12 protein-coding genes are annotated in these 13831 nt (G+C 59.0%); 5 read left to right on the top strand and 7 right to left on the bottom strand.

Annotated features, from left to right (window positions below):
* Positions 1 to 27: 27 nt before the first annotated feature.
* From AC3WWR_RS00695 to AC3WWR_RS00675, 5 genes are all read right to left on the bottom strand, one after another.
* Positions 28 to 1056 carry a DUF5924 family protein gene (locus AC3WWR_RS00695; RefSeq protein ID WP_020798020.1) on the bottom strand — a complete coding sequence of 343 codons (1029 nt, stop codon included), beginning with the start codon at positions 1054 to 1056 and terminating at the stop codon, positions 28 to 30.
* Between the two features lie 64 nt (positions 1057 to 1120).
* Entirely contained in the window at positions 1121 to 2497 is a 1377-nt protein-coding gene (locus AC3WWR_RS00690; RefSeq protein WP_020798019.1) for a M16 family metallopeptidase, read from the bottom strand.
* A gap of 166 nt (positions 2498 to 2663) precedes the next feature.
* Positions 2664 to 4322: a Na/Pi cotransporter family protein gene (locus tag AC3WWR_RS00685; RefSeq protein ID WP_168757031.1), complete on the bottom strand. Its 1659-nt coding sequence runs from the start codon at positions 4320 to 4322 to the stop codon at positions 2664 to 2666.
* 213 nt (positions 4323 to 4535) lie between these two features.
* On the bottom strand, positions 4536 to 5303 hold the full coding sequence (locus AC3WWR_RS00680) for a TerC family protein (RefSeq protein WP_020798017.1): 768 nt from the start codon (positions 5301 to 5303) through the stop codon (positions 4536 to 4538).
* An 85-nt stretch (positions 5304 to 5388) separates the two neighbouring features.
* Entirely contained in the window at positions 5389 to 6696 is a 1308-nt protein-coding gene (locus AC3WWR_RS00675) for a CitMHS family transporter (RefSeq protein WP_020798016.1), read from the bottom strand.
* A 409-nt stretch (positions 6697 to 7105) separates the two neighbouring features.
* On the opposite strand from AC3WWR_RS00675, the gene AC3WWR_RS00670 reads away from it, so the two are divergent.
* Positions 7106 to 7507 carry a GFA family protein gene (locus tag AC3WWR_RS00670; protein ID WP_020798014.1) on the top strand — a complete coding sequence of 134 codons (402 nt, stop codon included), beginning with the start codon at positions 7106 to 7108 and terminating at the stop codon, positions 7505 to 7507.
* On the opposite strand, the gene AC3WWR_RS00665 is transcribed toward AC3WWR_RS00670, so the two are convergent.
* Positions 7508 to 7834 carry a DOPA 4,5-dioxygenase family protein gene (locus AC3WWR_RS00665; protein WP_492598394.1) on the bottom strand — a complete coding sequence of 109 codons (327 nt, stop codon included), beginning with the start codon at positions 7832 to 7834 and terminating at the stop codon, positions 7508 to 7510.
* 85 nt (positions 7835 to 7919) lie between these two features.
* On the opposite strand from AC3WWR_RS00665, the gene AC3WWR_RS00660 reads away from it, so the two are divergent.
* Positions 7920 to 8582 (top strand): NAD(P)-dependent oxidoreductase, encoded by a 663-nt coding sequence (locus AC3WWR_RS00660; RefSeq protein ID WP_492598393.1) that lies wholly within the window; start codon positions 7920 to 7922, stop codon positions 8580 to 8582.
* Here the strand turns inward: AC3WWR_RS00660 and AC3WWR_RS00655 are convergent.
* Positions 8579 to 9529, bottom strand: a complete 951-nt coding sequence (locus AC3WWR_RS00655) for a choline sulfate utilization transcriptional regulator (protein ID WP_492598392.1) — start codon at positions 9527 to 9529, stop codon at positions 8579 to 8581. The two genes, AC3WWR_RS00660 and AC3WWR_RS00655, sit on opposite strands and share 4 nt — an antisense overlap.
* Before the next feature lie 114 nt (positions 9530 to 9643).
* Here AC3WWR_RS00655 and betC point away from each other — a divergent pair, with 114 nt between their 5' ends.
* The 3 genes from betC to AC3WWR_RS00640 all read left to right on the top strand — a co-directional run bounded on the left by betC (position 9644) and on the right by AC3WWR_RS00640 (position 13829).
* Positions 9644 to 11158, top strand: coding sequence for a choline-sulfatase (gene betC, locus AC3WWR_RS00650; protein WP_492598391.1), 1515 nt, complete (start codon positions 9644 to 9646; stop codon positions 11156 to 11158).
* Between the two features lie 16 nt (positions 11159 to 11174).
* The gene (gene choX / locus AC3WWR_RS00645; RefSeq protein ID WP_033040456.1) at positions 11175 to 12095 is read left to right on the top strand and encodes a choline ABC transporter substrate-binding protein; all 921 of its coding nucleotides are present in this window, start codon (positions 11175 to 11177) and stop codon (positions 12093 to 12095) included.
* Between the two features lie 165 nt (positions 12096 to 12260).
* Positions 12261 to 13829, top strand: coding sequence for a SulP family inorganic anion transporter (locus AC3WWR_RS00640; protein ID WP_033045433.1), 1569 nt, complete (start codon positions 12261 to 12263; stop codon positions 13827 to 13829).
* The last annotated feature ends 2 nt before the right edge of the window (positions 13830 to 13831 follow it).

The following is a 13831-nucleotide window of genomic DNA, read 5'->3' as shown; positions in this document are numbered from 1 at the left end:
CAGAGCTATGTAATATCACGAACTCACTCACTTTTCTTTGACCGGTGTGCTGTCTAATACCTTGAAGCGCAGCACACCGATCAATTGGCCGTCTTCGGTCAACACCCGCACCTGCCATTTGCCTGCCGGATTGCCAGGGAAGTTCTGCTTGTGAGTCCAGGCCCGGTAGCCTTCCTTGCGTCCACCGTGAATATCGAGAGGGATGCGGTCGACCTCTTTGCCGTTGAATTGCCACACGTGATAAATCCGCTCGTCCAGTCCGCGTGGCGCGTTGATCGCCGTGTAGGCATAGAGGCCACCGCCGCGGATCTGCTCGGCGCTGACTTCTTCGAGGCTGGCGCCGGGGGTGCGATCCTGCATCTGCGTGCTGATGGCCACGTCGGTCATCCACAGGGTCGCGGGTGGCACCCACGAACGTAGCACCCAGCCGACACCGCCGATTCCCACGGTAATACTCAGGATCGCCAGGGCATTGCGCACGGTGCGGATCGGAAAGATCGACGCCAGGCTGGGAAACGACAACAGCACGGCGATGCCCAGTGCCCATTTGAAGCTTTGCGAGGTGGTCAGGTGCATGATCACCGGCAATGCGGTGAGGAGGGCGGCGAACAGGGTCAGGGTGTGCAGCGCCAGGAACGCCCAGCGCCGGGGTGCCAGCCACTTGTAGTAGAGCGGGTCGATGATGGAAATCAGCGCCGCGATACCCAACAGCCCGGTGAAGAAAAACTGGCCGCTGTTCCACGTCGTGGTGATGAAAAAGAACGGCAGGACGAAGAACAGGCTTTCCTGGTGAATCATCTGCGTCGCATAACGCAGAAGAGGCTGGGGAATTTCCCGCTTGAAGATTCTGGTGAACAGCTTGGTCAGGCTGTTTTCCAGCATTAGCCAGACCCAGCTGATCAGCATGATGGTGGTGATCCAGCTCGCCAGACCCTGCTGGCGATCCACCAGAATGAAGCTGCCGATTCCGGAGATAAAGCCACCGGCCGCGATGACCCCGGGGTAACGCTTCATCAGCTCGAGGATGCGCTGGACGAAGAGGGTCAGGGTCGGCATTCGGCGGTTCACATTAGTCGTAGGAAAAATCCCTGACAGGTTACCGCCTCATCAGCGAAAGTGCTTACTTTCTGCGATGAAAACGCCACGCCGCCAGGCTCAGCAGCAACAATCCCGACAACCCGGCGATCATCCACATCAATTGGTCATAACTCACCAACGGTTTTTCGATCCGCACATAGCCCGGTTGCAAGAGCAATTCGCGCATGGCCTTGTTCGCTTGCGCCAGCGTGACGGCTTGCAATTCCCTGACCGGGTTGGCGAAACGGCCGTCTGCATAGTCTCCCAAGGAACTCCAGTAGTAATCGGCCAGGGCGCTGTTGCCTTGAACGGCCCACGACTGGCGGGCGATGGCGGCCTGTTTGAGGCGATTGAAGGTCTCGGCGTTGAGACCATCCTTGAGCAAACCGGCCTTCAGCTCATCCAGCACCTCTTGCGCTTCGGCCACGTCGTCGCGATCCAGGTCGGCATTCAGGCTCATGAAGCCAACGCCGCCAAACACCTCACGCTCGGCCCAGGGACCATAGGACAAGCTGTGCGCCAGGCGCAGTTGGCGATAGAGTGCCCAGTCCAGATAGTCCTTGAGCAGGTCGAAGGTTTCGTCGTGCTGATTGTCCAGCACCGGCTCCGGTACCAGCCAGTGCAGCTTGGCCCCACCACCGACGAAGCCGCGAATCAGGTTGCGCTCATGGGCCGCGCTGGCCTGGATTTGTGGCAGGGGCGGGTGCTCTGTCGGGTCGATGGCGGTCAACGCGCCATAAGCCCGATCCAGATAGGCCGGCAGCAAGCGGTCGAGGTCGCCGACGACAATCAGCGTCATGTTGTTGGGCGCGTACCAGCCCTTGCGCACGTTCTCCAGCTGTTCGCGGGTCAGGTGATGGACTTGCGCACGCTCAGGGCATTTGAGGCCCAGTTCCACGGCCAGTTGTTTGCTGGCGGTATTGCCCAGGTCCTGTCGATCCAGCCAGCGTTGCAGGTGGGTGTAGTGGCCACCATCTTCACGCTCGACCACTTGCTTGGCGGCGTGGATGGCGTCGTCGTCGAAATGAGTCTGCGTCAGCAACGCCAGCAGCAGATCGAGCACCTTGCGCTGGTTTTTCGCCGGGGCCTCGATCACAAAGGTGGTGTCGGCGTTGCTGGTGAAAGCATTCCACTCGCCACCCAGCGCCTGCATGCGCTCCTCCAGGCCGCCTTCACCGCTGGCGTCGATGCCGCTGAACAGCAGGTGTTCGAGCAGGTGTGGCAGTTCTTTATCGGCGCAACCGAAATCATCCAGGCCTACCCCGACCACCAACCGGATCGCCACGTGGCCGCGCTCAGGGGCGGGCTTGAGCACCAACTGCAAACCGTTGCGCAGGGTGTAGCCTTCGACCTGGAAGCGATCCAGGGCAAACGAAGGGAATGAGCCAAGCAACAGACAGGCGAACAACAGACAACGCATAACGAGCTTCCATACGGCTGATTGGAGATCCGTGTCGCTTTCCAGGCAGCCATCGCGAGCAGGCTCGCTCCCACAGAGGCTTCTCAAATCAACTGTGGGGGCGAGCCTGCTCGCGATGATCTTGAACCCGAAACCAATGTTACTGACTGACCACCGTGCCAGACGTTCAAGGCGAATGCGTGATGTCAGCCAAATCGTCGACGGCCAGCGCCCCAGTGTCGGAAGTTTCCAGCACCACATAGGCACTGCTGCAAAACAGCGAATTCAAACGCTTCATGTCGGCAATCAACTCCAGGTGCAGCGAACTGGTCTCGATACTTTGCACGATCTTACGTTGCAAACGACTGACATGAGCGTGGGCCAGGCGGCGTTCCTGTGCGCGAAAGCGACGTTTCTCACGCAGTAACTGGCGGGCACTTTCCTTGTCGGCACTCAGGAAAACCGACAAGCCCAGGCGCAGGTTGGAGATCAACTGGCTGTGCAGCCCGGCCAACTCTTCCAGACCCACTTCGGAAAACGACCGGCGCTGGGAGGTTTTCTGTTGCTGGACTTTGCGCAGCATGCGCTCGATCAAGTCACTGGCAAGCTTGAGGTTGATCGCCAGCTCGATGATTTCCGCCCAGCGCCGGCTGTCCTGGTCACTCAAGTCTTCCCGGGGCATTTGCGCCAGGTACAGCTTGATCGCACTGTAGAGCGCCTCCACGTCATCACTCAGACGACGCACCTCCTGGGTCACTGCAGTTTGCTTGCCGTGCAGCACGTCGAGCATGGCTTCCAACATGTTGTCGATCAGATCGCCCATGCGCAGGGTTTCCCGGGCCGCGTTGGCCAATGCCAGGCTTGGCGTGACCAATGCTGTCGGGTCAAGGTGCCGGGGTTTGGCCATACCGTTGGTTTGCGGACGTTCGGGCAGTATCCACGCACAGAACCTGGCCATCGGCCCGACACTGGGCAGCAGGATCAGGCAACGCGCCGTGTTGTAGAGCAGGTGGAAGCCGATGACCATTTCCTGGGGGCTGAAGTCGAGGCTGTCGATCCAGTGCACCAAGGGGTCGAGCACGGGAATGATCAGCAACAGCCCGATCATCTTGTACAACAGGCTGCCCAGCGCCACCTGGCGGCCGGCGGCGTTCTGCATGCTGGTGCTGAGGAACGCGAGAATGCCGCTGCCGATGTTGGCGCCGATCACCAGGCCGATGGCCACCGGCAGGCTGATCACGCTGGCGCCGGCGAGGGTTGCGGTCAGCAGGACCGCCGCCAGGCTGGAGTAGGAAATCATCGCGAACAACGCGCCGACCAGGGCGTCGAGCAAAATGTCGCCGGTCAGAGAGGCGAAAATCACTTTCACCCCTTGGGCGTTGGTGATCGGCGCGGCTGCTTCGACAATCAGTTGCAGCGCCAGAATGATCAACCCCAGGCCGATGCTGACCCGGCCCATTTGCCCTAGTCGCGTCTGTTTGCGCGACAGGAAGAAAATCACCCCGAGAAAAATCAGCAGTGGCGAGAGCCATGACAGATCGAAGGTCAGCACCCGTGCCATCAACGCCGTACCGACATCGGCCCCCAGCATGGTTGCCATAGCAGGGGTCAGCGCCATCAGGCCCTGGCCGACGAACGACGTGACAAGCATCGCCGTGGCGTTACTGCTCTGGACCATCGCGGTCACGACGATCCCCGAGATGAACGCCAGCCAGCGCTTGGACATGTTCTGGCCGATGACGTGGCGCAGGTTGGAACCGTAGACCCGCAAGATGCCGGTTCGGACGATATGCGTGCCCCAGATCAGCAAGGCCACGGCTGAGAGCAAATTGAGCAGGGTGAGCATGCTGGCCCCCTGTGGTGGTAGCGCCCCAAAGGAGCAAGTTGGCGGTGCCGCGCGACATTCTACGTTCTGTAATTAAGCTGTAGTTGGCTAACGGTCTGGGCGCCAGCATCGCATAGCTAAAGAAGCGATTGAAATGAAACTGTCATGAAAACAGTTTGATGCAGACAAAAAAGGGGCCTCTCAAGGCCCCTTTTGTTCAGCACAACATTCCAGTTACTGCCCCGGAATGTCCTTGCGCAGTTTCACCGGGTCCTGCTGCTTTTTCTTTCTTGCAATGGCGGTGCGCATCTTGATGTTGATCGCTTCCACCGCCAGCGAGAACGCCATGGCGAAGTAGACGTAGCCTTTTGGCACGTGCACGTCGAAGGATTCGGCGATCAGCACCGTACCCACGATCAACAGGAACGACAGCGCGAGCATCTTCAGCGAAGGGTGCTTGTCGATGAACGCGCTGATCGTGCCCGAGGCTAGCATCATCACCAACACCGCCACGACAATCGCCGCCACCATGACCGGTACGTGGGAAACCATGCCGACGGCAGTGATCACCGAGTCCAGGGAGAACACGATGTCGATGATCGCGATCTGGATGATGGTGTAGAGGAAGTTGCCGCCCTTCATCGAAGGCTCGTCATCGGTTTCGTCTTCACCTTCCAGCGCGTGGTACATCTCTTGCGAGCTTTTCCACAGCAGGAACAGGCCACCGAAGAACAGGATCAGGTCACGCCCGGAGATACCCTGGCCGAACACTTCGAACAAGTCGGCGGTAAGGCGCATGACCCAAGTGATCGACAACAGCAACAGAATCCGCGTGATCATGGCCAGCGCCAGGCCGAAAATCCGGGTGCGCTGTTGCATGTGCTTGGGCATCCGGCTGACCAAGATCGAAATCATGATGATGTTATCGATACCCAGGACGATTTCCAGGGCAGTCAGGGTAAAGAAGGCAACCCAGATTTCAGGGTTGGTCAGCCATTCCATGTGTATTCCTTTGAGCGATTGTTAAACCAAAAAGGGCCCCGACTTCAAACCGCGAAGCCTGGACCCGAAATGGTGAGTCTTGGGCTTATAGAGTGCTGAACAGCGGAAAAATCCCCATCAGCAATGCGGCAACCAGTATGCACATGCAAACCAGCACTGCCCACTTCAGGGTGAAGCGCTGGTGATCACCAAAATCGATGCCAGCCAGGGCCACCAAGAGGTAAGTCGATGGTACCAGCGGGCTCAACAAGTGGACGGGCTGACCGACGATCGAGGCACGTGCCATTTCCACCGCGGTAATACCGTAATGGCTGGCGGCTTCGGCCAGTACCGGCAACACGCCGTAATAAAATGCATCATTCGACATGAAGAAGGTGAATGGCATGCTCACCAACGCCGTGATCACTGCCAGGTATGGGCCGAGGAAGTCCGGAATCACCGACAGCAGGCTTTTGGACATGGCATCGACCATGCCTGTGCCCGACAGGATACCGGTGAAGATACCCGCGGCAAAGATTAGCCCGACCACCGCCAGTACGCTACCAGCGTGGGCCGCGACGCGATCCTTCTGCTGTTGCAGGCACGGGTAGTTGACGATCATCGCGATACTGAACGCCACCATGAACAGCACCGGCAGCGGCAACAGGCCGGCGATCAGGGTGCACATCAGGACCAGGGTCAGGGCGCCGTTGAACCAGATCAAGCTTGGCCGACGTGCATCCGGGAATTGCGAAACGGTGATCTCGCTGTGATCCACCTCATCACCGACCAGATGCAACTCTCCCAGACGCGCACGTTCACGTTTGCCGTAGAAGTAGGCAATGGCAAGGATGGCCAGGACACCGGCGGCCATCGCGGGAATCATCGGCACGAAGATGGCCGATGGATCGACGTGCAGCGCACTGGCGGCACGGGCGGTCGGGCCACCCCACGGAGTCATGTTCATCACGCCACCGGCGAGGATGATCAAGCCGGCCATGATCCGCGGGCTCATGCCGATACGGCTGTAGAGCGGCAGCATGGCGGCCACGCAGATCATGTAGGTGGTCGCGCCGTCACCGTCGAGGGAAACGACGAGCGCCAGGACGGCGGTACCCACCGACACTTTCAACGGGTCGCCCTTGACCATTTTGAGGATCTTGCGCACGGCCGGGTCAAACAGGCCGGAGTCGATCATCAGGGCAAAATAGAGAATCGCGAACATCAGCATCACGCCGGTTGGCGCGAGCTTGGTAATGCCTTCGAGCATCATCGGGCCGATTTTCGGGCCGAAACCGCCAAACAAGGCGAAAACGATCGGGATGATGATCAAGGCGATCAACGCGGACAGGCGCTTGGTCATGATCAGGAACATGAACGTGATGACCATGGCGAAGCCAAGGAAAGTCAGCATGGGAATACTCCAGGCGTAGCGCGGCTAGGGAAATGGGCGGATCGGATGGGATCAGCGCAGAACGGGAAGCACGAGACGTACGGGCGGAGTTGCAGCGAAGCGGCGGATAGAAGAGGACATCAGGGTCACCATTGTTGTTGTTTAATGGGCTGGGCGAACAATCGAACATTCGCTTTAGCCAACCGGTCTGTTGCCGGCAGTGAGGGCGATCCTAATCGTGGAAGCTTTCAGCCAGCTTTCGCCGATGAAAGCATTGACCGGATGTGCAACCGGTCGTCGGACCGGGGCAGGGAGGGGAAACCGAGTTGTGCCCTTCGCGAGCAGGCTCGATCCCACAATGATTTTGATCCCCTGTGGGAGCGAGCCTGCTCGCGAAGACGCCAGTGAAAACGCATCCGGAGGAAAAGGAATGGTCGACTTTCACACAGGCGGCTGCCACTGCGGACAACTGCGATATCAATTCAGCGGGCCTTTACACGATATCGCCCATTGCCATTGCTCGATTTGCCGGCGGGTCAGCGGCGGGATCGTGACCACCTGGATCACTGTGCCGGCGACAACCTTTCAATGGCTCGCGGGAAAACCGGCGCGGTACGACTCTTCGCCAACCTGCGCGCGCTATTTTTGCGGCAACTGTGGGGCGCAACTGGCATTGGAGACTCACCTGAGCCCGGGCAGCATCGACGTGACCATCGCCACCCTCGATCACCCGGAGCGGGCCCCGGCCGAACGCCACATCTGGACCGACAGCCGCCTGCCGTGGTTGCATCTGGATGAGCATTTACCGGGCGAAGCCGAAGAAACACTCTGATCAGAAAATAGACAGGTCGAGCGGGCGAATCGCGCCCATCCAGATCGCGTGCTCGCTGTGATCCAGCAGATCGTTGCCGGTGTCGGGGTGCAGGAACACCACCAACCCCTTGCGGTTGAGCGCCAACCACGGCAGCACATCACCGATCAGTTCAGGGCCGAACGCCAGTTGGCAGCTCCAGTCCGGGTGCGGGCCGACGGGGCGTTCGTGCACCCGGCCCATTTTCAGCGGGAACAATTGTGCCGCTTGCTCACACAGGGCTCGCGCCTGGTCGATGGTGCTGGCATCGAAATAGACATGGGCGTGGTAACCCTTGATCTGTTGCATCTGAATCCCTCCAAAACCGAGTCGAACCCTCACCGTTTCCTAAAGGTCAAATGCCATACAGGAAAGAGAACAAGGGAGTTCAGCCATGAAAAATGCCGAAACCCCGGTGGTGAAAGTGGTGCTTTATGGTGCCATGAGTAGCTTGGGCAGTGCGCTGATGGCTGAAATGTTGCGGCGCCAACATGAAGTGATCGCCATTCTCGATGACTTGACGGCGCTGGCGCCGCGCCCGGGTTTGCGTACCAAGGCCGGCGACCTGTTCGACGCACAACGGGTCAAGCAAAGCGTGGCCGGCAGTTCGGCGGTCATCTGTTTATTAGACGCACCGGGGTTGCCATTCAATAGTGAACACGTGGAAAAAAACATTGTGCCCGGCCCGGTCGAGCAGGTGCTGGCGGTGGATGCATTGCTTGATGGCATGCAGGCAGCAGGCATTACCCGATTGTTTCTAGTGGGGGATTTCGAGGTGCTGGACGATCCGGAGTTCGAGGACGGGTTGCAACGCCACGCCGCCGAAGAAATCCGCGAAGCGCTACAAAGCAGCCCCTTGCACTGGACGATGGTAAACGCCCCGCGCGGGGTGCCGGGGCTGACCATCGAGCACTTCAGTCAAATCGGCGGCAACCTTGAGCCGGGACTGACCGAGCCGCTCGCACGTTTGGCCCGCACGGCAGTGGGGATCGCTGATGAGTTGCATCTGAACCTGCATATTGGCGAGCACGTAAATTTTGTTGCCACCGATAACTAGATCGCAATTGAGGGCAGTGCCATCCCGTTCAACGATTGCTCACTGCTGGCCTGCTCGGCCATCAACCAATCGAAAAACTGCTGGATCAAGGCGCCACGCCGCTTGCGCTGCGGCAAAACCACGTAATAACCCAGCCTGGAGATCACCGTTTCGGCAATCGGCCGACATAACAAACCTTGTGCCAGCAAGTTATCCACAAGGTGCCGCCAGCCAATCGCCACGCCCTGGCCGCCAATGGCGGCCTGAATCAACAAGGTGTAATTATCGAAACGCAATTGGCCGGGCGCCGGGGGCGAAGTGATGCCCAACTCGCGAAAGACACCGCTCCAGTCAAACCAGTGGCTGCTGTTTTCGCCACGCAGGTGCAGAAGTGGAAACTCCAACAATGATCGAGCGGGTAGGGGCAGGGTGCGATCATTCAGTAGTTGCGGGCTGCACACCGGGAACACTTCCTCGCTGAATAACCAATGACTCTCGCCCTGCTTGAAGCGGCCATCCCCGAACAGCACTGCCACATCGATGTCGCTGCGCAACATGTTATGGCTACGTTCACTGGTCACCAGACTGACGTCGACCTGTGGGTTGGCCGCGTGAAAGCGGTGCAAACGAGGCATCAGCCAATAGGCGGCAAAGGCAAAATCGGTGGCGACTTGTAGCACTTCATGCTGATGCTGGGCGCTGATCGCGCTCAATCCTGCATCGATATTCTGCAAACCCAGCTGAACTTGCTCGAAAAGGATAGCACCTGACTCAGTCAGTTCAATGCCGCGATAGATGCGGTCGAACAGTCGAGCCCCCAACTGCTCCTCCAGTCGCTTGATTTGCTGGCTGACCGCCGGCTGCGTGGTTCCCAGCTCGACCGCCGCCGCCGTAAAGCTGCGTTGACGGGCCGCTGATTCGAAAGCGCGGAGCAAATCCAGAGAAAGGTCACCAAGCGCGTCATACATAAGCAGTGCTTATCCTAGTCATTGCCGCCCGTGGGCTTTACCGCAAAGTGTGTGGGTTACATCCTCGACCCCAGCACTCTCGCATAAACATCCACTATGGAATGCCGCGATCACATGAAGCGCAAGAACATTCTTTTCATCATGGCCGATCAAATGGCCGCGCCAATGTTGCCGTTCTACGGTCCTTCGCCTATCAAATTGCCTAATCTGAGCCGCCTCGCCGCCGAGGGCGTGGTATTCGACAGCGCTTATTGCAACAGCCCGCTGTGCGCACCTTCGCGCTTTACCCTGGTCAGCGGCCAGCTGCCGAGCAAGATCGGGGCTTATGACAACGCGGCGGATTTCCCGGCCGATGTGCCGACTTATGCCCATTACCTGCGGCGCCTCGGCTATCGCACTGCGCTGTCAGGCAAAATGCATTTCTGTGGTCCGGACCAATTGCACGGCTATGAAGAACGCCTGACCAGCGATATCTACCCGGCCGACTACGGCTGGGCCGTGAACTGGGACGAACCGGACGTGCGTCCGACCTGGTACCACAACATGTCGTCGGTTCTCCAGGCAGGCCCTTGCGTGCGCACCAACCAACTGGATTTCGATGAAGAGGTAGTGTTCAAGGCCCAGCAGTACCTGTTCGACCACATTCGCGAGGATGGCGAGCAGCCGTTTTGCCTGACGGTTTCGATGACTCACCCCCACGACCCGTACACGATTCCCAAGGCTTTCTGGGACCTGTACGACGACGCCGAAATTCCTTTGCCGGAAACACCGGATCAACACCAACTCGATCCGCATGCCCAGCGATTGCTCAAGGTTTATGACCTGTGGGACAAACCATTGCCTGTGGATAAAATCCGCGACGCTCGCCGCGCCTACTTCGGTGCTTGCAGCTATATCGACAGCAACGTCGGCAAACTCCTGCAAACCCTCGAGGATACTGGGCTAATCGATGACACCATCATCGTATTCTCCGGCGACCACGGTGACATGCTGGGCGAACGGGGCCTCTGGTACAAAATGCACTGGTATGAAATGGCCGCTCGTGTCCCCCTGTTGATAAGTGCTCCAAGGCAATTCGGCGCCGGCCGGGTCAGTGCATCGGTATCCACCGCCGACCTGTTGCCGACCTTTGTAGAACTGGCCGGCGGCACTCTGGAACCGGGCTTGCCGCTCGATGGCCGTTCGCTGGTTCCGCATTTGCAAGGGCAGGGCGGGCACGATGAAGTGTTCGGCGAATACATGGCCGAAGGCACCATCAGTCCATTGATGATGATTCGTCGTGGCGCTTACAAATTCATCTACAGTGAAGATGACCCTTGCCTGCTCTTCGATGTAGGCAATGACCCGCGAGAACTGGAAGAACTCAGCAAATCGCCGCAACATCGTCAACTTTTCGACGAATTTCTCGCCGAAGCTCGCGCCAAATGGGACATTCCAGCTATCCATCAACAGGTGCTCGCGAGCCAGCGGCGCCGGCGTTTCGTCGCCGATGCCCTGACCATCGGCAAGCTGAAGAGCTGGGATCACCAGCCACTGGTGGATGCCAGTCAGCAATACATGCGCAATCACATCGACCTCGACGATCTGGAGCGCAAAGCACGTTATCCACAACCCTGCCAAAACCAATAATGTTAAGGGGAAGTCCATGCAAAAGTTATCCACAGTACTGACGGTCGGACTTCTGGCCCTGGGCAGTGCATCGGTGTATGCCGATCAAAGTTGCGAGACGGTGAAAATGGCCGACCCTGGCTGGAGCGATATCGCCGCAACCAACGCCATTACCGGGTTTCTGCTGGACGGCATGGGCTACAAGGCCAAGGTCGACACCCTCGCGGTGCCGATTACCTTTGGCGGGCTCAAGGATGGCCAGGTGGATGTTTTCCTCGGCAACTGGATGCCGGCGCAGCAGGGTTTCTACGACAAGTTCATCGCCACCGGGGACGTCACGCAACTGGCGAAGAACCTCGACGGCACCGAGTTCACCCTCGCTGTCCCGGATTACGTCTGGGATGCGGGTGTGCATAACTTTGCCGACCTGAACAAATACGCCGACAAGTTCGACCACAAGATCTATGGCATCGGGTCTGGTGCACCGGCAAACATTTCGCTGCAAGAGATCATCAAGAAAAATGATTTCGACATGGGTCAATGGAAACTGATCGAATCCAGCGAGCAGGCCATGCTTGCGGAAGTGTCCCGCGCGGTGAAGAAACAGAAGTTCGTGACCTTCCTCGGCTGGACACCGCACCCGATGAACGTGCAGCTGAAAATGCATTACCTGAAGGGTGGCGAGAAATACTTCGGCGACACCGGCAGCGTCCACACCCTGACCCGCAAAGGTTATGCACAGGCCTGCCCGAACGTCGGCAAGCTGCTCACCAACCTGAGCTTCACCCAAGAGATGGAGAACAGCATCATGGCCGAGGTGGTGAACAAGAAAGTCAGCAATGCCGATGCGGCCAAGGCGTGGATCAAGGCCAACCCGGCAGTGCTGGACAAGTGGCTCGATGGCGTGAAGACCGTGGATGGCAAGGATGCGTTACCGGCAGTGAAAGCCAAGCTCTAACTCCCGCCACTGATCGTTCCCACGCTCTGCGTGGGAATGCATCCCGTGACGCTCCGCGTCACACTCCAAGGGCAAACGCGGAGCGTCCATGGCGGCATTCCCACGCAGAGCATGGGAACGATCAGCGTCTGTTAACCTTGTGCAAAACCCAATCCGAGAGGACCCATGGCCCTTCCCAGCCGCCATTCACTCTTCCCATTCCTCACATGGTTACCCAGGCAAACCCGCGCCAGCGTCGGTCGTGACCTGATCGTCGGCCTCAGTGGCGCGATTCTCGCGTTGCCGCAATCCATCGCCTACGCACTGATTGCCGGCCTCCCACCGGAATACGGCTTGTATGCGGCGATCATCCCGGTGTTGATCGCTTGTCTGTGGGGCTCGTCGTGGCATTTGATCTGCGGTCCGACGGCGGCCATTTCCATCGTCCTGTACGCCAGCGTCAGTCCCCTGGCCATTCCTGCGACGCAGGACTACGTCACCGTGATCCTGTTGCTGACCCTTCTGGCAGGGATTTTCCAGTGGCTGCTGGGGTTGCTGCGCTTTGGTGCGCTGGTCAATTTCGTCTCTCATTCGGTGGTGCTTGGCTTTACCCTCGGCGCGGCGGTGGTCATTGCCGTTGGCCAGTTGCCCAACTTGCTGGGGCTGGAGCTGCCCAGCCAGGCCACCGCACTGGACAGTTTCATCACACTGACCACACACCTGGGTGAAGTGGATAAACCTTCGCTCATTCTCGGATTGGCCACCGTGGCGGTCGGGCTGATCCTCAAGCTGTGCTTGCCGCGCTGGCCGACGCTGTTGATTACCCTGGTGCTGGCTGCCGTGATGGTCTGGCTTTGGCCCTCCATGTTCGGTCACGTAAAACTGGTGAGCGCCTTCACCGGTAAGCTACCGCCTTTTAGCCCATTGCCGTTGGACCTCGACCTGATCCTGCGCCTGCTGCCCAGTGCCGTGGCGGTCGGAATGCTCGGGCTGGTCACCAGCCTGTCGATTGCCCGTTCGCTGTCGGCGCGCTCGCAACAGTTGCTCGACGCCAATCAGGAAGTCCGCGCCCAAGGCTTGTCCAATATTGTCGGCGCGTTTTTTTCCGGATCGCTGTCGGCCGGCTCCTTCACCCGTTCAGGCCTGAGCTACGAAGCGGGGGCCTGTTCGCCGTTGGCGGGAGTCTTTTCGGCTTTGTGGGTAGCGTTGTTCGCCGTCTTCGGTGCCAGTCTGATCGCACACATTCCCATCCCGGCCATGGCCGGCAGTATTTTGCTGATCGCCTGGGGCCTGGTGGACCATCGTGGCATTCGTGCGTTGCTACGGGTCAGCCGCGCCGAGTTCGTGGTCATGGGCCTGACCTGTGTCGCCACGCTGCTGCTGGAACTGCAGACAGCGATCTATGCCGGGGTGCTGGCATCGCTGTTCTTTTACCTCAAGCGCACCTCGCAACCACGGGTGCAGCATTTGCGTGACGGCGATGAAGACATTCTGCGGGTCGGCGGCTCGATCTTCTTCGGCGCCAGCCACTACCTGCAAGTTCGCCTGCAACGAATGCAGGGTGCACGCGTGGTGATCGAGGCGCAGCAGATCAACTTCATCGACTATTCAGGGGTTGAGATGCTGCATCAGGAAGCACGGCGGTTACTGCGCCAGGACCGCAGCCTGACCCTGCGCCGGGCTCGGCCGCAGGTGGTGGATGAATTGAGGAAGCTGGAAGGGGCAGAGAAATGCCCGATCCGGTTTGAAGACTGAAA

The organism is Pseudomonas sp. EB271-G4-1 (assembly GCF_058791355.1).
Note: the sequence above shows the minus strand (reverse complement) of the source record. Positions and strands in the feature narration are given on the sequence as shown.